14 protein-coding genes and 1 riboswitch are annotated in these 18,043 nt (G+C 49.4%); of the genes, 9 read left to right on the top strand and 5 right to left on the bottom strand.

The features are described 5' to 3' along the window. The first annotated feature begins 133 nt into the window (after positions 1-133). Complete coding sequence (locus tag U6B65_00615) at positions 134-1,552, top strand: NCS2 family permease (protein ID WRS27659.1); 1,419 nt, start codon at positions 134-136, stop codon at positions 1,550-1,552. A 214-nt stretch (positions 1,553-1,766) separates the two neighbouring features. Here the strand turns inward: U6B65_00615 and U6B65_00610 are convergent, their stop codons facing one another. After that, a complete protein-coding gene (locus tag U6B65_00610) occupies positions 1,767-2,297 on the bottom strand; it encodes a folate family ECF transporter S component (protein ID WRS27658.1) in 531 nt (176 codons plus the stop codon). 49 nt (positions 2,298-2,346) lie between these two features. Next, positions 2,347-2,440, bottom strand: a riboswitch (THF riboswitch). A gap of 50 nt (positions 2,441-2,490) precedes the next feature. Next, positions 2,491-3,759, bottom strand: a complete 1,269-nt coding sequence (locus tag U6B65_00605) for a folylpolyglutamate synthase/dihydrofolate synthase family protein (protein ID WRS27657.1) — start codon at positions 3,757-3,759, stop codon at positions 2,491-2,493. A 333-nt stretch (positions 3,760-4,092) separates the two neighbouring features. Between U6B65_00605 and U6B65_00600 the strand changes: the two genes are divergently transcribed. The 6 genes from U6B65_00600 to U6B65_00575 all read left to right on the top strand — a co-directional run bounded on the left by U6B65_00600 (position 4,093) and on the right by U6B65_00575 (position 14,034). Further along, complete coding sequence (locus U6B65_00600; GenBank protein ID WRS27656.1) at positions 4,093-5,262, top strand: DUF2225 domain-containing protein; 1,170 nt, start codon at positions 4,093-4,095, stop codon at positions 5,260-5,262. A 182-nt stretch (positions 5,263-5,444) separates the two neighbouring features. Continuing rightward, positions 5,445-6,128, top strand: a complete 684-nt coding sequence (locus U6B65_00595) for a DUF421 domain-containing protein (GenBank protein WRS27655.1) — start codon at positions 5,445-5,447, stop codon at positions 6,126-6,128. Then, positions 6,125-6,505: a DUF4363 family protein gene (locus U6B65_00590; GenBank protein WRS27654.1), complete on the top strand. Its 381-nt coding sequence runs from the start codon at positions 6,125-6,127 to the stop codon at positions 6,503-6,505. The genes U6B65_00595 and U6B65_00590 overlap by 4 nt, the downstream gene beginning before the upstream one ends. Before the next feature lie 420 nt (positions 6,506-6,925). Continuing rightward, on the top strand, positions 6,926-8,311 hold the full coding sequence (locus tag U6B65_00585) for a family 10 glycosylhydrolase (protein WRS27653.1): 1,386 nt from the start codon (positions 6,926-6,928) through the stop codon (positions 8,309-8,311). Positions 8,312-8,510: 199 nt separating this feature from the next. Next, positions 8,511-12,650, top strand: a complete 4,140-nt coding sequence (locus tag U6B65_00580; protein ID WRS27652.1) for an Ig-like domain-containing protein — start codon at positions 8,511-8,513, stop codon at positions 12,648-12,650. Positions 12,651-12,792: 142 nt separating this feature from the next. Beyond that, positions 12,793-14,034 (top strand): Mbeg1-like protein, encoded by a 1,242-nt coding sequence (locus tag U6B65_00575; GenBank protein ID WRS27651.1) that lies wholly within the window; start codon positions 12,793-12,795, stop codon positions 14,032-14,034. Positions 14,035-14,102: 68 nt separating this feature from the next. Here U6B65_00575 and U6B65_00570 read toward each other — a convergent pair whose 3' ends face one another. After that, the gene (locus tag U6B65_00570) at positions 14,103-14,255 is read right to left on the bottom strand and encodes a hypothetical protein (protein ID WRS27650.1); all 153 of its coding nucleotides are present in this window, start codon (positions 14,253-14,255) and stop codon (positions 14,103-14,105) included. A gap of 303 nt (positions 14,256-14,558) precedes the next feature. Here U6B65_00570 and U6B65_00565 point away from each other — a divergent pair, with 303 nt between their 5' ends. Together U6B65_00565 and U6B65_00560 are read left to right on the top strand one after the other, a co-directional pair. Next, complete coding sequence (locus tag U6B65_00565; GenBank protein ID WRS27649.1) at positions 14,559-15,389, top strand: Mrp/NBP35 family ATP-binding protein; 831 nt, start codon at positions 14,559-14,561, stop codon at positions 15,387-15,389. A 22-nt stretch (positions 15,390-15,411) separates the two neighbouring features. Beyond that, the gene (locus U6B65_00560; protein ID WRS27648.1) at positions 15,412-15,771 is read left to right on the top strand and encodes a NifB/NifX family molybdenum-iron cluster-binding protein; all 360 of its coding nucleotides are present in this window, start codon (positions 15,412-15,414) and stop codon (positions 15,769-15,771) included. Between the two features lie 166 nt (positions 15,772-15,937). On the opposite strand, the gene U6B65_00555 is transcribed toward U6B65_00560, so the two are convergent. Together U6B65_00555 and U6B65_00550 are read right to left on the bottom strand one after the other, a co-directional pair. Continuing rightward, a complete protein-coding gene (locus U6B65_00555) occupies positions 15,938-16,375 on the bottom strand; it encodes a GNAT family N-acetyltransferase (GenBank protein WRS27647.1) in 438 nt (145 codons plus the stop codon). A 35-nt stretch (positions 16,376-16,410) separates the two neighbouring features. Beyond that, the gene (locus U6B65_00550; GenBank protein WRS27646.1) at positions 16,411-17,904 is read right to left on the bottom strand and encodes an FGGY family carbohydrate kinase; all 1,494 of its coding nucleotides are present in this window, start codon (positions 17,902-17,904) and stop codon (positions 16,411-16,413) included. Between the last annotated feature and the right edge of the window lie 139 nt (positions 17,905-18,043).

Below are 18,043 nucleotides of genomic sequence, written 5' to 3'. Positions count from 1 at the left end.
TTTGGCCCGGTAAACACATATAATATGGTGTGCTTCTTTTGTTTTTCTTTTACGGCAATCGGTAGAAACGATTGTCGTTTTTCTTTTCCCTGAATCATCCGCCCGTAAATATCATTCAGAAGGGGATTCATCAATGGAAAGGTTCTTTAAGCTCAAGGAAAACGGAACAAATGTCTCGACAGAGGTTATGGCCGGTTTTACTACCTTTTTCGCAATGTCTTATATCATCTTTGTTAACCCGGCTATGCTCTCCCAGACCGGTATGCCCTGGGGTGGCGTATTTTTAGCCACCATTATCGCTTCCGCCGTTGGCACCTTAATCATGGGCCTTTTCGCCAATGTCCCGTATGCACAGGCACCCGGTATGGGGCTCAACGCCTTCTTTACCTATACAGTCTGCTTTGGGCTGGGCTTTAGCTGGGAACAGGCTTTGGCTATGGTTTTCCTCTGCGGTGTAGTCAACGTTTTGATTACGGTCACCAAAATCCGCAAATCCATTATTAAGTCCATTCCGCTCAGCTTACAGCATGCCATTGGCGGCGGTATTGGTATTTTCATCGCTTACATAGGCATTAAAAACGCCGGCCTGCTGCAGTTCACCTCTGACCCCGGCAAAAACATTGTTCTGGATGGTGGCACCGTTATTGCGGATTCCAGCATTGTGCCCGGTCTGGTCACTTTGAATACTGCCCCTGTGCTTCTGGCACTGATCGGACTGATCATGATCATGGTTCTGCTGATTATGAAAGTCAAAGGCGCTATCCTGATCAGCATTCTGGCAACCACTGTGATCGGTATTCCCATGGGCGTTGTGGATCTTTCCACCCTGAGCGCCACTGCCGGCATTGGTAATGCTTTTGCCGATCTTGGCGTGACTTTTGGTGCAGCCTTCGGCCCCAACGGTATGGGTTCTCTCTTTGCTGATCCTGTTAAAATCCCATTGGTGCTCATGACTATTTTTGCATTCAGCCTTTCCGATACTTTTGATACCATTGGAACCTTCATTGGCACCGGCCGCAAAAGCGGTATTTTCAGCGCTGAAGACGAAGCTGCTATGGCCACCAGCACCGGATTCAAATCCAAAATGGATAAGGCTCTCTTTGCTGATTCCGTTGCCACCTCTGTAGGTGCATTGTTTGGTACTTCCAACACCACTACCTTTGTGGAAAGCGCAGCCGGTATCGGCGCAGGCGGCCGCACCGGTCTGACCAGCGTTGTCACCGCACTGCTGTTCATCGCTTCTATTTTCCTGGCCCCTGTTGCCGGTATTGTGCCCGCTGCCGCCACCGCTCCTGCGCTGATTGCAGTTGGTATCATGATGCTCAGTTCCTTCCGGGAAATTGAGTGGGAAGATCTTGAGGAAGCCATTCCCGCCTTCTTTGCCGGTATCTTCATGGCTCTGTGCTACAGCATTTCTTATGGTATTGCCGCTGGCTTTATCTTCTACTGCATCGTAAAGCTCTGCAAGGGCCAGCTCAAAACCGTTCACCCCATTCTTTTAGTTTCTACCCTGCTCTTCATTCTGAACTTCATTCTTCTGTGTTTCATCTAATCTCGTTTCATTCTTTATTGTTTCAAAAATCCCCCTGTGCCTCTGGGTACAGGGGGATTTGATGCTGTAGACTTCTGTCTACAGGCTGCAATGTAAAACGACCTTCCCTCCCCACCAGAAAAAGCACCCTGCTACCGAACGACAATTCGGTAGCAGGGTGCTTTTTTATATACTGTTAAAGAAACTGTGCCTTGGGAGAAGGCGTAAGGCTTAATTACTCGGGCAGCTTAATGCCCAGCATTTTGGAGAAAGGGCCGGGCGAGCAGAATTTCTGCCCGGCAAAATATACCCCAGCGGTTTGAATCGGCAGCATAATGGCAGCCTGCATCAGCCGGGTGGGCAAGATAGCAAGATAACCCTTGCCGGTAATCATCCACAGCCATACAGTGTTGAGCCCTAAATGGAGCACCAGTGTAATGAACAAAATCGTACAGCTCACCCGAAGCCAGCTTTTGGGACGCTTGTAAAGAGCCGTTCCATAAACCATCCCAGTGAGAAAGGCTGTCAGGGTAAAGCCGGGGAAATAGGCCCCAATAGGGAAAAGGATAGCCCCCAGAAAATCCCCCATAGCAGCGGCAAGGCCGCCATAAAAGGGGCCGTGGAGCATGGCTACAATCGCAATGGGCAAAAAGGCAAACCCGATTTTCACAAGCGGGGTGGCAATGGAAGCAAATCGGGAAAGAATGATCTCCAACCCGATGAGAAACCCGATCTGAACCATGGCTTTGATACTGAATTTCGGCATAAAAAGACCTCCTAACATGTTACGCCACATTAAGAAGCTCTCTCTTTGTGGCAGCGGATGCGAAAACACACCGCGGGCCAAGACCCTTCGTCCGATGGCGACCTCCCATCCATCGGCACTTAACGCGTGTTTCCTACTCTGACATCATATTTTCTTAAAGGCACCGGCCACTTTCTCTGTCGGCCAAAGCCTGTTAAGCTAGGTTAAAATAACGGCGGATATCCCCCACCATATAAAGGGAACCCAAAGCACAAATCACATCGTCTTCCTGCGCCTCTCTGAGGGCCGCCTCAAGCCCCTCCCTGATGCTCCCGCATGCGGTCACATGGGGATGATACTGGCTCAAGCGATCCCGAAGCTGATCCGCCGGAAGTGCTCGGGGAATATTGGGGGATACAGTGAATATTTTATCGGCAAGCGGGAAAATCGGGCTGAATATCCCATAAGAGTCTTTATCAGCCAGCACCCCCACCACAAACAGAAGCTTTTTCCCAGGGAAATAAAGGCGGCAGTTTTCCGCCACGGTCTGGGCTCCCTGTGGGTTATGCCCGCCATCCACAACCACTACGGGGCTTCGGCGGAGCACATCAAATCGCCCGGGCCAGCGTGCTTTTTCAAGGCCCCCATACAGAGCTGTCTCAGGAATTTTCCAACCCCCAGCGGCTAAAACCGAAACAGTCTCCGCCACTGTGGCGGCGTTTTTCAGCTGATGCTGCCCAAGAAGGGATATTTTAAGCCCATGCTGGCTGCCGTAATCAAAGGTTTGTCCGTTCAGATCAAAGTTTGCAGGCAATATTTCTGTAGCGGATACTTTGTGCAGAGCAGCGCTTCTTTCCCTGCAAACTGCCTGAAAAACCGCCTCCACCTCAGCCTGCTGGGGATACAGCACCACCGGACAGCCAGCCTTGATAATTCCCGCTTTTTCTCCTGCGATTTTTTCCAGCGTATCCCCCAGCTCGGTGGTATGATCCAAACCGATTGTGGTAATCACAGCGGCCTCGGGCCGGTCAATCACATTGGTGGCATCCAGCCTGCCGCCCATGCCAACCTCCAGAACCACAATATCGCAGCCGCTTCTCTGAAAATATGCCATAGCCATAGCGGTGATGACTTCAAATTCAGTGGGCGGATCTTCCATATCCTGCGCAAGCCCGGTCATCCAGCTAGCCAGCTCTTCCACCTGCTCATGAGAGATGGGAATCCCCTCTACCTGCATTCTCTCCCCAAAGTGATGAATAAAAGGCGAAGTAAACAAGCCTGTTTTATACCCGGCCTCCCGCAGCACACTTTCCAGCATAGCGGATACTGAGCCCTTGCCGTTGGTTCCTGCTATATGCACAAATTTCAGCTTTTTATGTGGGTTACCCATTCGCTCAAGCAGCTGGGTAATCCTTGAGAGCCCGGGCACACTTCTGCGCCACGAATTGCTTAAAATGCTCTGCATAACATCGCTGTGCTCCATGGGATGCTTCTTCGCTTTCTTTAATTGAATTCGCGGCTTTTTCCGCATATTTATTATAGCTTTTTTCAACCTCATAATCAATGCCTTGCAAGGAGTGACTGTGTATTATTTGGTGCATGTGCTCAGTCATGACTGACCATTTTTTAAATAGATTGTTGAATTTGCGTTCTCGGCCTTGGAACAGGGCTAAGCGACTGGTAAATGAGTGAGGTTTCCTGTATAATATACTCATATACAAATGAAATCGTGTGTTTCATTTAGCCAGAGAAAGCACTGGGCACAACATAGCGGTATAGCAATTCAAAATCTTCTGGAATGGAGGAATTAGCATATATGAACATTGAAGCACTGCTTAAATTATCCAGTACCAAGCGCCATCGGAAGGGCGCAATGGTGGCGCAGGAAGGGGATTCAACCGGAGGTGAACTGTTTTTTCTGTTGCAGGGGAATTTGGGCGCTTTCCAGAAATACAACACAGCTGAGCAAAATCAGGTGACTGCTTATGGCCCCGGCAGCTTTGTCGGTGAAATGTCGCTGTTTTTAAATGCGCCCCAGCTCTATACCCTTGTGGCACTCAGCGATGTGGTTCTTCTGGCCCTTACCCGACAGAATATTTCGGAGTTTTTCACTGTCCAGCCCGCTTTAACCTTTATGCTGATTGAAAACATCTGCCGCCGGGCCACTCATGCCGAAAGCGCCTTGTCCGAGCTGAAGGCTCAGATAGAAGCCGCAGGAAAGCCGGTTACCATACAGTCTTCTTCGCAGATAAGCCCACTTTTCCCTGAGGGGCATGGCAGCTATCTTCTCCCTCTGGATAACGAAAACCGAGAGTTCTTTTATGAGAGAGAGTATACCTGCCCGATGTGCACCAATACGTTTAAGAACATGGCTGTGCTCACCTCACGCTTAAAGGTGGAGCGCACAGACAGCGATTTGCGGGTGATATACAAAGGGGCAGAGCCTCTCCATTATGATACCATCACCTGCCCCACCTGCCTTTACAGCTCTCTTTCCGAGCAGTTTGAATTCACCTCCAGAGGCTTTGCAAACAAGCTTTATGAGATTATTGCCCCTTATAAGGCAGATACTGTAATGCATTTAAAGGCCGGAATAGAGAGGGACACTTTTACTGTTTTTGCAAGCTATTATCTCACGATGCTTTGTGCGCCTGTGTGCCTGGATGATTATCAGCTCACCACGGCCAGCATCTGGCAGAAGCTGAGCCGCCTTTATAAGGATTTGGGAGACGACAAAATGTATTTTTATGCCTCCCGGCGTGCTTTATCCGATTATCAATATTCTTACGAGCATTTCAAAATCCCCGATAAATCTCTGCAGCAGCTTTGCTACATCATGGGCGATTTAGAGGAGCGTCTGGGCAATGTGGATACAGCCCGAAACTACTTTTTTATGGCTAAAACCAACCGTTCGGGCAGCCCGCTGATGAAACGGCAGTCCGAAAACCGCTTGGAAAACATTCGGGATAGCCTGCGCAGCAAATAATATTCAGATGGACAGAAGAAAAGCTTTTCGTTTCATATTGGTATAAAATTGGAGCCGGGATGTATACTAAAATCAAGTATGCCCCGGCTTTTGCTATGCCCAAATTTCACGGCTGAGGATACTGAAAACAGTTGGCAAAGGCTTTGGATTCCCCGCCGAAAGCTGCCCTAAGGAGGTCTCGTGTGGTTATACTGCTGATTCGCACCATACTGTTATATACACTGATTATTTTCGCGCTGCGAATTATGGGTAAGCGCCAGATCGGCGAGCTTCAGCCCTCTGAGCTAGTGGTTACCATACTGGTTTCAAACATTGCGACCCTTTCCATTGAAGATAATAACGTTCCCCTGCTGGGGAGTATAATCCCCATTCTCATGCTGATCAGCTGCGAGGTGGTGATCTCGGTTGTCACTATGAAAAGCTCTCGGCTGCGCAAAATTATTACAGGCAATCCCTATGTGATCATCCGGGATGGTGTAATCGATCAGAAGGGTATGAAGGACCTGCGCTGGACCATCGACGATCTTATGGAACAGCTCCGCATCAACAATATTTTTGATATTGATGAAGTGGCCTATGCCGTGGTGGAAACCTCGGGAAAGCTTTCTTCCTACCAAAAGGCCTCTGTTCGACCCCCTTCGGCTAAAATGATGAGCATCAAGGTTAAGTCAGATTACATTCTGCCCATGGTTCTCATTAACGATGGGGAGCTGATTAAAAACGCTTTTCCTTACCTGGGGTTGGATGAAAAATGGCTGCAATCCACTTTAAAAGCAGAAGGAGTCAGCGTGGAAGAGGTCTTTCTTATGAGCTGTGATTCCACGGGCCGCTATTATATCGCTAAAAAAGAAGGAAAAAAGCCATGAAACGCTTTATAATTGTATTGTTTATTATAGCGGGGGTTATTGCCTTCAGCCTGTTTTCACTCTACCGCATCCGATCTATTAAGGAAGAAATGACAAATTCACTGTCAGAGATGGAGCAACTGCTGGATGCAGAGGATTATGACGGACTCAATCAAATGGTTAAGGATTTTACCATCCAGTGGGTAAAGCAAGAAAGCATTCTGGTGCACTATGTGCGTCACGGTCAGATTCACGATATCAGCAACAGCGTGGCCACCCTGCAAACCATGGCCGAACACAAAATGGGAAGGGAGCTTTATATTGAGTTTAGCCGCATACATTGGAAAATTCTTCATTTATGGAACTCCGAAATCCCGGTATTGGATAATATCCTGTAGGATGAAAACCGAATAAGGCTTTTACCTTTCGCATAGAATGGAGTGTGAAATCCTCGCCGAATCCATCCGGCAGGGACAAACACTCCCTTTTGTTTTTTCGCTGGAATACTATCCATCAATATTTTGAAACCCGCAGTACCCTTTTCAGAAATACCTGCCGAACTAATGGGTATTTCTATTTTTTTATACCGTTCTCCATGGTTCACCGAATAGCAATACTTCGCGACAGCGCTCCCCAAGACTCTGCAAAATAACTTTTTAAAAATTCCTTTTTTATGCAGGATTTTGGCGAGATTTTGCCACTATTAATGCAGATCGCTTTTTTTGCTTTTAGGGCATTTTATGGCATTAGCAACAAAAGGCTCTTCGAGAGCCTTGCATCTTTAAAAGAATGACATCTGCACAGTAAGGAGATCAAGCATGAAACGAATTGTATCGATAGCGCTCTGCCTAATCATTGCACTGACTGGGGCTGGCTGCGGTTCCGCCGCCACTCCCGTTCCAGACCGTGAAGCAAGCTCTCAGCCTACTTTAGAGGTGTTTGAGGACAGCGGCCCTACCCCCTCTTTTCACAGCTCCTATGCTCCTGAGTATCCAGCCATTGATGCTGAGCCGGTATTCGCCAATGCCGCAGTAGCGAAGGAAGCCACCCAAACTGCGTCAACTCCTGCCGCTGAGCCGGTGGCGGCTGCTTCTGTGGTTAAAGAAATTCGTTCTGTCTGGATCTCCTATCTGGATTTAGACCCTCTGCTGCGGGGAAAAAGCAAAAGCCAGTTTTCCACAAGCATTGGAAAGGTCTATGACAATCTGGCCGAAATGGGCTTTAACACCGTGATTGTGCAGGTGCGGCCCTTTGGTGATGCCCTGTATCCTTCTGAGTATTTCCCTTGGTCTTACATAGCCACCGGCACCGAAGGAAAAGACCCCGGCTTTGATCCGCTGGATATTATGGTTCAAGCTGCACACAAACGCGATTTGCGCCTGGAAGCATGGATTAACCCTTACAGAGTGCGGGCTACTGCCAGCAAAAATGCCCTTTGCGAAGATAACCAAGCCAAAATTTGGCTGGAAAGCGACAACAACGCAGTCGTCCGCTATGGTGACATCATCAGCTACAACCCCGCCAGCCCTGAGGCACAGTCTTTGATTGTAAACGGTGTGCGGGAGATTGTGAAAAACTATAAGATTGATGCCGTTCACATTGATGACTATTTCTATCCTGTCACCGATGCGGCCTTCGATGCTGGTTCCTACAGCGCCTATCAGGCCAACGGCGGAAAGCTTTCTCTGGCCGATTGGCGGCGCTCCAATGTGGAAACACTGCTCAAAAGAATGTATAAGGCCATCAAAGATGAAAACAGTGCGGTAAAATTCGGAATTTCTCCCGCCAGCAACATCAAAACCAACTACGATGTGCAGTATCTGGATGTTGCCAAAATCACGGCCAATGCAGGCTATTGCGATTATATCTGCCCTCAGATTTACTTTGGCTATAACAACGAGGTTCAGCCCTACGCCACTACCCTAAAGCAGTGGAGTAATGTGGTCACCTCCCCCTCTGTGGAGCTTTATGTGGGAATCGCCGCTTATAAAGTGGGCAAGGTGGATAGCTGGGCCGGCAGCGGCAAGGATGAATGGGTAGGCGGAACCGAGCTGCTGGCCAGCATGGTGGAAACTGCCCGTGGATATTCCAATTACAAGGGCTTTGCCGTTTATCGCTACGATTCCCTTTTTAACCCCGATGCCTCGGTAAAAGCCCAGGTACAGTTGGAAAAAGAAGCTCTTTCGCAGCTTATGGAAGATTAATCGGCGGTGTAAATCCGCTTTTGCCCGGCCGTTGGGAGACGAACTTCGCCTCCCTGCTGCCATTTTGGGCGGCAGATTTCTTTCTTATGCAAGGCTCTATACCCGAGCCCTCTTAAGTCGATAACCCCGATGAAATTCGGGACTGTTGTTCTCCAGCCTCAGGCTGACATGACCGTCAAACCAAGGGAGGCCGTTTATCTTGAGTGAACTGTTTAAAAATCGGCGAGTGATTGCTGTAGCGCTGAGCCTGGTGTTTATTCTAACCACTGCTCTCGCCAGTTACCTTGCTCTGGGAACCGATTTATGGGATCCGAAGGGAATATCAGCAGAGGATGCTTCTTCCTTGCCAGAGGAGGAGCCAAGTGCCTCCGATTTCGAGGAAGCGCCCGATCCGGAGACCGAGCCAGAGGAGCTGCCGGTGCATTTTAATGTTCCCGGCCAGATGCGGGGCGTTTTCTTGACCCCGGGGGTGGATTTTTTGGCTACCACCGATTCCTCCCGGGCTACCGTGGAAAAAGAAATCGATCAGGCTCTTGACAAGGCGCAGGAGCTGACCATGAACTCCATCATCGTGGATACCGCCCTCAAGGATTATGTTATCTTCAACACAGCGGATGCCCGGAGGCTTGAGCTGGATTTCGATGTGTTCAAATATATAGTGGAGGGCTGCCGCAGCCGGGGCCTTTATACCTATGCCATTGTGAATGCCCGCCATTTTCTTGGTGAAGCAGATGGGGATGCCGGCATGGTCAAGAGCCTTTCTACCGCTGATTCCACCCAGCAGGAAAGCTCTGCCGCAGGCTTGGACAGGCTTTCTGAGAATATATCCGAATTCGCCCAAAGCTATGAGCCGGATGCTGTGCTCATTGATGGATATTATAACCCCAGAACCACCAACAGCTACCCCACCTATCTCATGACAGGCGGTTCCATCGGGTTTGATAACTATATGCGCCTGACCCCCCGCTCCATTGTAAAAACAGTTTCAGATTCTCTTCGAGCCAACGCTCCCGGTGTGCAGGCAGGGCTTCTCACCGATTCCGTATGGGAAAACAGTGAAAACAACGAGCAGGGCTCCAACACCAAAGCGACCTTCACTGCACTGGGCAGCGGCAATGCCGATACCCTCTCTTTTGTGGAAGAAGGCATGGTGGATTTTGTAGCGGTTCGCATTTTCACCTCCACCAGCAACACCGCCGTTCCTTTTAAGGAAGCGGCCTCGTGGTGGGCTAAGGTTGCGGGAGAAAACAATCTTCCCCTATACATTGTCCATGCCTCCAGCAGCATCTGCACCGACGAAGCGGGCTGGGCAGCTCATGACCAGCTGGCTAAGCAGGTCATTGAGGCCACCGATTTTTCCGATTTCGGCGGCAGTATTTTCAACAATCTATCCCGGTTGGCGGCTGACCCTAAGGGGGCCACCACCACCCTCATTAAGCTTTATAAGGCCGAGGTGAAGCCGGAGCATATTCTCACTGAGCTGGCTATCACAAAGCCGGATAAGCAAACCTTCACCACCTTTGAGCCGGTGATCACCTTTACCGGTGCCTCTGACCCCAACTCCCCGGTGGTCATCAATGGGGAAACCATCCCTACCGACGCCAGCGGCTATTTCACGGTAACCTTCAACCTAAAGGGCGGTGCCAACCAATTCACCATCACCCACAAGGAAAAAACACTGACCTATAACATCACCCGGCAGGTGCAGATTCTCAAGGAAATTGAGCCGCAGGGCAGCATCTCCACCGATGGCAACATGGATGTGACCATTTCTGCCCTTGCCTATTCGGATGCAGAGGTCTGGGCCGAAGTGGGCGGCGTTACTGTGGCCATGGCAATTGACGAAAGCGTTTCGGATGTGCAGGACCGTGATTCCAACTACAAGCAGTTTGTGGGAACTTATACCGCTCCCGCCGCCACCACCTCAGAACAATCCATCGGCAACATTGTGGTGACCGCTACTTGGAACGGCGAGAAGGAAAGCAAAAAGGGCGCTTCCATCAAGGTCAACAAAAAAGCCAAGATTGAGGATGGCGTGCCGGTTGTAGTTGTAGCCGATCAGGCTAAAACTTATCCGCCAAACACTTTGAATAACATTCCCAATTCCAACTACTACCCTCTGCCTAAGGGCGCTATGGATTATGCCGTGGGCGATGAGGTGGTTTACAAGAGTGCCGATAAAACCTATACCTACACCCTTCTGGCCTCGGAAATGAGGGTGGAATCCAAGGATATTCAGGCTATTTCCAACGATTACCCCGGCGACAATGTGATCTCCGGTATGACCGTTACCTCGGAGAACGGCTTCACCAATGTGGTGCTTAAAACGGCACAGAAGGTGACCTATTCGGTGAAATATGGTTCGGAGCAGATCTCCTTTATTTTCCACAATACCAACAAAGGCACTGATAGCCTCAAGCTCAGCTCCAACCCCATTTTCTCGGAGGCCGTGTGGAACGGCAGCACTCTTACCCTGAAATTCAATAAATCCAGCGGCTTTATGGGGTACAAGGGCTACTACAACACAGACGGCAATTTGGTTCTGCGCTTCAACAACCCGCCTTCTTCCCTAAGCAATGCCCGGATTGTCATTGATCCCGGCCACGGCGGCAAAGATCCCGGTGCTTTGGGCTTTTTGGCCAATTATCCTGAGAGGGTACTCAATGCATCCATTGCTAAGAAGCTGGCGAATGAACTGACAGGCCGTGGGGCCAAGGTGCTTCTGCTTGACACCAGCAACTCTATGGATTTGGAAACTCGTGTGCGCTTGGCAGAGGAATACAATGCTCACTTTATGATCAGCGTGCACAATAACACGACTCAAAATAACGGTACTACCGGTACTGAGATTTATTATTTCTATCCGTATGTCTACAATCTGGCAATTAATGCCAGCAAAAATGTATCCAGCGGGCTTGGCACAGCAAATCGAGGCGCCCGGTATAGCTACTATCATGTTACTCTTTCGGCTCAAGTGCCTTCTATATTGGCAGAATGCGGCTTTATGAGCAATAAAAATGAATACGAAAAGCTGATTTCCGAGGACTTCCAAAGCAGCATTGCCAAAGGCCTTGCAGATGCCGCTTCTGGCTATGTCAAGCTGGCTTACAGCGGCTCCAGCGCCTCCGGCACCGAATCGGCAGGCTCCTCGGTTAAGCCGAATACCAATGCGGGAAGCTCTTCTTCCAGTTCTTCAAGTTCCTCCAGCAGTTCCAGTTCTTCGAACAGCGGGAAAATTGAAGATATGGCCTTTGATGAATCGGATATCTCCCTGACTAAGGGTAAGACCAAAACGCTCTCGGTGGATTTCTATCCTGAGAAAAGCGACAGCAACTCCGATTTGACTTGGAAATCCTCCAAGACCTCTGTTGCCACAGTAAGCGATTCCGGCAAGGTAACGGCTGTAGCGGCGGGCACTGCTACCATTACAGCCACAGACCCCCAAAGCAAGATTTCCATCACCTGCGTGGTAACGGTCACCAATTCAAGCTCCGGCGAAAGCTCGGAGGAAGAATCCAGCGAGGATGACAGCGATTCCTCCGGATACGCCCTGAGCCGTTCTACTGGGGATTTGTATCTGGATGAGAATAATATTACCCTCTACTTGACTGCCACCTCTCAGCTAACGGTTTATGCCGATGAAGGTGCTATCCGCAGCACCGATATCACGTGGTATTCCGACAATGATTCCATTGCCACGGTGGATAAATACGGCAATATCAAAGCCCGAAAGGCCGGCAGCACCACCATCAAGGCTCGGGGCAAAAATAAAGAAGGCCTTCAAATTCTGGAATGCTCCGTTACTGTCACCAAGGATAAGGTTAAGCTGACCGGGCTTTCCCTGAACAAGGATGAGCTATACCTTTCCAAAAGCAAGAGTGAAACGCTTAAGGTTACCTTGACCCCCTCCAACTCTACCAATTCCGATCTGGTGTGGTCCAGCACCAACAAGAACATTGCCACTGTCAGTTCCACTGGCAAAGTGACCGGTGTTAACGCCGGAAAAACCACCATTATTGTTCGCAGCAAAGAGAACAGCAGCCTGCGGGCTCAGTGCACTGTGGAGGTCAGCAGCAAAACGGTTTATACCGATGAGGTCATTTTTGACGATCACACGCTGGAAATGTCGGTCAACGAAACCCATGAGCTAATTTACACCGTTTATCCCGCCAATGCCACTAACCCCAATGTGGAGTGGAAATCCAGCAACGCCTCCATTGTAAAGGTGGATTCAAAGGGAAAAATTACCGCTCTGAAAAAGGGGACTGCTACCATCACTGTTTCCACTAAGGATAGCGAGGGCTATTATTCCGATACCTGCAAGATCACGGTGTATTGAACAAACCCACTTGAGCAAAAAGAGAGACCCGGATGACGGGCCTCTCTTTTTTATTGCCGCAAGACGGAAACCTTTCTCTCCTTTTCAACATCCGGCCCTTCCCTTCATATAGTGAAACATGATATGAAAGGTAGGCGATTTCATGAATCCTCCCGCTTTATCGCCGCTTCAGCTTCATACACTATCCCAATTGGCCTATTTGGACGTTGTCCCGGCTATGGAGGAAAATGGAGTTGTAACTGTGGGCTCGATGGCCCGCTATTATTTGCGGCACCCTTTGGGCCGGGCTTATCTGGCCGCACGCTTTGGTGACATTCCTCAGGAATTTGAGCTTTGGAAACAGTTTCTGAGCATGGATCTAATCCCCTTTCGGGATTGGATTGTCACCGATATTTTGAATGACAACGCTCCCAGACAATCGGGTTTTTATGGCAGCAGCTTTATTTCTCCGGGGGGGCAGCGGGTTATTGCCTTTCGAGGCAGCGAGCTGCTGGGGAACCCCCTCTACCGCAACGACTATATGGCGGATGTATCGCTGGCTTATGTAGTGCCCACTCCCCAGCAAGCTATGGTGGATGAATATTGGCGGCGCTTTCCCATCGGGCGGAACGAGCAGATTTATCTCACCGGCCATTCTTTGGGTGGTAATCTCGCCCTCCACGGTGCCATTGCCGCACCCGCTCACCTGCAAAATAGGATTGTAAGCACTTATGCCTTCAATGCTCCCGGCTTCAGTGATGAATATATCGAACAGTATAAGGATGCCATCGAAGCTGTGCGCCCACGAATCTTTTTGGTCCAGAACGAACTGGATATTGTCTCCTCCCTGCTTCATAATGTCAAGGCTCCTCTGGTGGTGGAATCCCTGTATATTCCTTCGGAAGAAGAAAACCCCACCATCGGGCAGATTATGTATCCCCACTCCAACTTTATGTTTAAGATCAGCGAATCCGGGCAGTTTGTTCCGGCCGTCTCGGATAAGAAATGCCGTTTCTGCCGTCTCTCACATACCCTCACCAGCCTGCTGTTGCTCCTTCCCCGAACCTTGCGCAAGGGTATTGCAGAAACGGTCTTGGATGCCCTTTATGCGGTACCTGACCCCAAGAAGGCTCGTCGCTACATGCTGGAGGCCGCCACAAAATACGTGGCCCATCAGGATTTGTTCACCAAAGCCACACATGCCGGGCTGGGCGCTATGATTTATGCCGCCCAACTCATGGAACAGGATGCCACAAGCGGCCAGCTCTACCATGATATTCTGGAAAAGGAAGAGGTCTCCCCCTTCCCCGCCCTTTCCCGTGCTTTGCTTTTGCTGGTAGAAGCTGTCGAATTTACCCACAAAAAGCCCATAGAGGTTTCACTCAGAGGAACTCAGCTGGTCTAAAGCGCCAACAAAACTGCAAAATCCCGGAAGCAGGCATGCAAGCCTTCCTCCGGGATTTTCATCTTCAACTACTTATCTTCCAGCTTTTTAAGAAATTCCCTGAGCAAATTGGCCATGGCCTCCGGGTTTTCCTGGGCCAGCTTGCGCATATAGGCCTCTTTTGTTCTTTCATCGGCAGTGGGATGGGCGTTTTTATTTTGATCGGGGCGTTTTTTCTCCACCGCTAAGACCTCCTTTTAAAAATGCATATTATTAACAATTCTTGCCAACCTATTTTAAATACAGTATACAACAACGGCACCGCATTGTATAGCATCCCGCCTTTAAAACTATGCTGCTTACCCAGAAGAAGGGATATAAAAACGATCACAGAATGGAATATTCTGGGTCTGCTGGTCATACGAGTGTTAACATTTGTTTCAATAAGTGATATACTGTTTTTCAAAGGCAGTGAGAGCAGCATCACCGAAGCAAAAGGAGGATGACTTCTCAACGCCGATTAAAGTGAAAAGAGGCATCATAAAATGAGCGAGAGCTGCAACAATCAATGTGGTAGCTGCCAGCAGGATTGTGCTCAGCGCACAGAGCCTGCGGATTTTTTGGAAAAACCTCACGAGCTCAGTCATATCAAAAAGGTGATTGGCGTAGTCAGCGGAAAGGGCGGCGTGGGTAAATCACTGGTTACCTCCATGCTTTCTGTGATTATGAATCGCCGTGGGCACAGAGCCGCTATACTGGATGCGGATATTACCGGCCCTTCGATTCCCAAAGCCTTTGGCCTCTCCGAAAAGGCACAGGGCAGTGACATGGGCCTTTTCCCGGTCAAAAGCAAGACAGGCATCGAGATTATGTCCCTGAACCTGCTGGTGGAAAACGAAACCGACCCTGTGGTATGGCGTGGGCCAATTATTGCAGGTACGGTCAAGCAGTTCTGGACCGACGTAATCTGGGGCGATGTGGACTATATGTTTGTGGATCTCCCCCCGGGAACCGGCGATGTTCCCCTCACCGTTTTTCAGTCCCTGCCCTTGGATGGCATTGTAATTGTAACAACACCCCAGTCTCTGGTGGGTATGATTGTGGAGAAGGCGGTCAACATGGCTCGCCTTATGAATATCCCCATTCTGGCTTTGGTGGAAAATATGAGCTATGTTACCTGCCCAGACTGCGGGAAGGAATTCTCGATCTTCGGCGAAACCAAAGCCAAAGAGCTGGCCTGCCAGTTCGGGATCGGCCAATATGCCCGGATTCCAATTAATCCTTCCATTGCTTCGGCCTGTGATCAAGGCGTTGTGGAGCTTTTTGAGGGTGACTGGCTGGAGTCGTTGGCAGATTCACTGGAAATGCTGGATTAAATTAAAATAGGAGGAACAGAAAATGAAATTGGCTGTAGCGTGTGATGGTTCTCAGGTGAGCGGACATTTCGGACACTGTGAAAGCTTCCTCATTTGTGAAGTGGAAAACGGCAATTTGCTCCGCTGTGAAAGCTTTGCCAGCCCGGGGCATGATTCCGGCTCTCTCCCCAATTTTTTGCAGGAAAAAGGAGCTTCTCTGGTCATTTCCGGGGGTATGGGGGAAGGCGCTCAAAAGGCTCTTAAGCAAAGAAATATAGAGGTGCTTACCGGTGCATCCGGTGATGCTCTGCAAGCGGTCAGGCAATATTTAAAGGGCGAGCTGGTATCGATTCCCGTAAGCTGTACCCATGACCATGGTCATGAACATCACCATCACGAATAAACCAAACCAGCCCCTTTTACAGTATTTTCAACGCACAATTAGCAATATTTTGTTAAATATATACTTTAAGTATTAATAAAAAATGAAAAAGAGACCCGTTTCTACGATTTTGATTGCAGAAACGGGTCCCTTTTTTGTATAGAAAATTCTATTCTTAGGTATTATCTTACAGCCACTGAACAAACGCTTTTTTATCCTGAGAGTTGTATCCGGCCCTCTCATAAAATCGCCACGTGCTTTCCAGCTTGGAGCCAGTCATGAGCATGATTTTATAGCAATTTTCTTTGCGAGCTAATTCTTTCGCAAAATCTAAAATAGATGTGGCATAGCCTTGGCACCTATAACCTGGATGTGTGATGACATTCTCAATTAAGGCATATGGACGCTGATTATTAGTAAGATTAGGAACAATCAAAATAGTGCAGGAGCAGACCAGCTTATCATCAATAGCACCAACCAAGACATGATACTTTTCGTCCTGTAGAATAGATGCCCATAGTTTTTCAATACCTAAATCAATATTTGGCAAAATATTATCGTGAAGCTGTGTGTAGAGTTGCAACAAGGACTTTAAATCATGCGCTTGTGCTTCTCTGATCTTCATGTCTTATCTCCTACAACACTAGCGTTATAGATGGCTTATTCATAGTAAGAAATCAGATGCGCCTTTGCTTTGCAGTATTTTTCAAATATCTTCTCACCCTGAGCGTCAGCGGCAGGCTTATAGGTATCCCCCGGGCGCTTCATTGCGGCAAGACCTGCAAAGTCAATGTCGCCCATACCCACAGCCCCAAGGAAAGCCGCACCCATGCTGGCGCCCTCCCGGTTGGCGGGTACATAAACGGTGTTCTTCATGACGTTTGCCTTGATCTGCATCCAGTAAGGGTCACGAGAGCCGCCGCCTACTGCCTGAATGCGGTTGCAGCTGATTCCAAACAGAGTTTCATACTCTTGAGCAATGGAGCGAAATTCACAGCAAAGGCCTTCCAACAGAGCGTTGACATAGTCCCCATCTAAATGGCCATCGGAAATACCTACAAAACCGCCCCGCACGTTGGAATTATGCCGAGAGCCCCGCAGGAAAGGCAGATACACCATGCTGGGGATATCAGTAACCTCTTTAGCAGCTTTCTCGTTCATGAGTTCAAAGCGGTTACGGCCCTGGGCCTCGGCCTCTAAGACAATGGCCCGGCCGATGGTCTTGAGATACCATTCAACGGAAGCTCCACAAGCATTAAAACCGGAAATAGCCCGGTAAAGCTTATCGGTGCAGTGAGGATACATGCAAATGGCATTTTCATAGCCATGATCACTGAAATTCATTTTATCAATGGCCACCATGCAGGATTCGGCGGTGCCCATAGAATCCAGCACAACACCATCCTCCCAGATGTTTACGGTAATGGCGGCGCAGGAATGGTCATGTCCGCCTGCAACCACAGGGGTTCCTTTAAGCAGGCCGGTCAGCTCCTGAGCGGCGGTTGTGATTTCACCCCGGCGGGTAGCGCCCGGTATGGTGGGCGGGAAGATATCCGGGCTGATGCCCAAGGGCTCCAGAATCTCACGGGACCAGCACAGGTTGGTTACATCAAAGCACATGGTGCGGGATGCGATGGAATAATCGGTGAACTGCTCACCGGTCAGCAGATAGGCAACATAGTCCGGCAGAGGAAGCCATTTGTGAATCTTCTCAAATATCTCGGGATGGTTCTGCTGCAAAAAGACAATCTTGCTGATGGCAAATTTGGGGTCCGGAACCTGCCCGGTAATCTCATAAAGGCGGCGGCGCCCAATTTTGTTGTTGATGTATTCCAGCTGTGGCAAGGAACGCATGTCGTACCAAGCCATGGTGGGATAAAGCGGGGTGCCCTCTTTATCAATGGGTACAGCCGGCTCACCCATGGAGGAAAAGCTCACCGCACGAATGTTAGCGGCTCCCAGCTTGGCGGTGATGATCTGGAGGCTTTCCTGAATACCCGCCCAAATTCCATCAATATCAAAGTCACTCCAATCCGGCCGGGGATGCGTCACCCGGTTGGGACGGCTTTCAATGTGCGCGGTCTCCCCCGCAAGTGTATAGGCGGCCACTTTGATATTTGTGCTTCCAAAGTCAATACCAATGTAATAATGCATGGCAGGTATCCTCCGTATTATCCTGATTTCAGCCTCAGCTCAACTCTTTCCCACATGATCGGAAAAGGAGGCATTTGCTTTTAAAGTATAGCATGTACCGGCCAAAAAGTATAGAGGTTTTACCTCTTGGATCGCTGCA

The sequence above is a fragment of the Oscillospiraceae bacterium MB08-C2-2 genome, assembly GCA_035621215.1.
Taxonomy (GTDB): domain Bacteria; phylum Bacillota; class Clostridia; order Oscillospirales; family Ruminococcaceae; genus WRAV01.
Note: the sequence above shows the minus strand (reverse complement) of the source record. Positions and strands in the feature narration are given on the sequence as shown.

Bases quoted from the DNA above. Each gene is read 5' to 3' on its own strand.
- U6B65_00615 (WRS27659.1), top strand. From the start codon at position 134: ATGGAAAGGTTCTTTAAGCTCAAGGAAAACGGAACAAATGTCTCGACA.
- U6B65_00610 (WRS27658.1), bottom strand. From the start codon at position 2,297: ATGCCGAAATTCAGTATCAAAGCCATGGTTCAGATCGGGTTTCTCATC.
- U6B65_00605 (WRS27657.1), bottom strand. From the start codon at position 3,759: ATGGAGCACAGCGATGTTATGCAGAGCATTTTAAGCAATTCGTGGCGC.
- U6B65_00600 (WRS27656.1), top strand. From the start codon at position 4,093: ATGAACATTGAAGCACTGCTTAAATTATCCAGTACCAAGCGCCATCGG.
- U6B65_00590 (WRS27654.1), top strand. From the start codon at position 6,125: ATGAAACGCTTTATAATTGTATTGTTTATTATAGCGGGGGTTATTGCC.
- U6B65_00585 (WRS27653.1), top strand. From the start codon at position 6,926: ATGAAACGAATTGTATCGATAGCGCTCTGCCTAATCATTGCACTGACT.
- U6B65_00575 (WRS27651.1), top strand. From the start codon at position 12,793: ATGAATCCTCCCGCTTTATCGCCGCTTCAGCTTCATACACTATCCCAA.
- U6B65_00565 (WRS27649.1), top strand. From the start codon at position 14,559: ATGAGCGAGAGCTGCAACAATCAATGTGGTAGCTGCCAGCAGGATTGT.
- U6B65_00560 (WRS27648.1), top strand. From the start codon at position 15,412: ATGAAATTGGCTGTAGCGTGTGATGGTTCTCAGGTGAGCGGACATTTC.
- U6B65_00555 (WRS27647.1), bottom strand. From the start codon at position 16,375: ATGAAGATCAGAGAAGCACAAGCGCATGATTTAAAGTCCTTGTTGCAA.
- U6B65_00550 (WRS27646.1), bottom strand. From the start codon at position 17,904: ATGCATTATTACATTGGTATTGACTTTGGAAGCACAAATATCAAAGTG.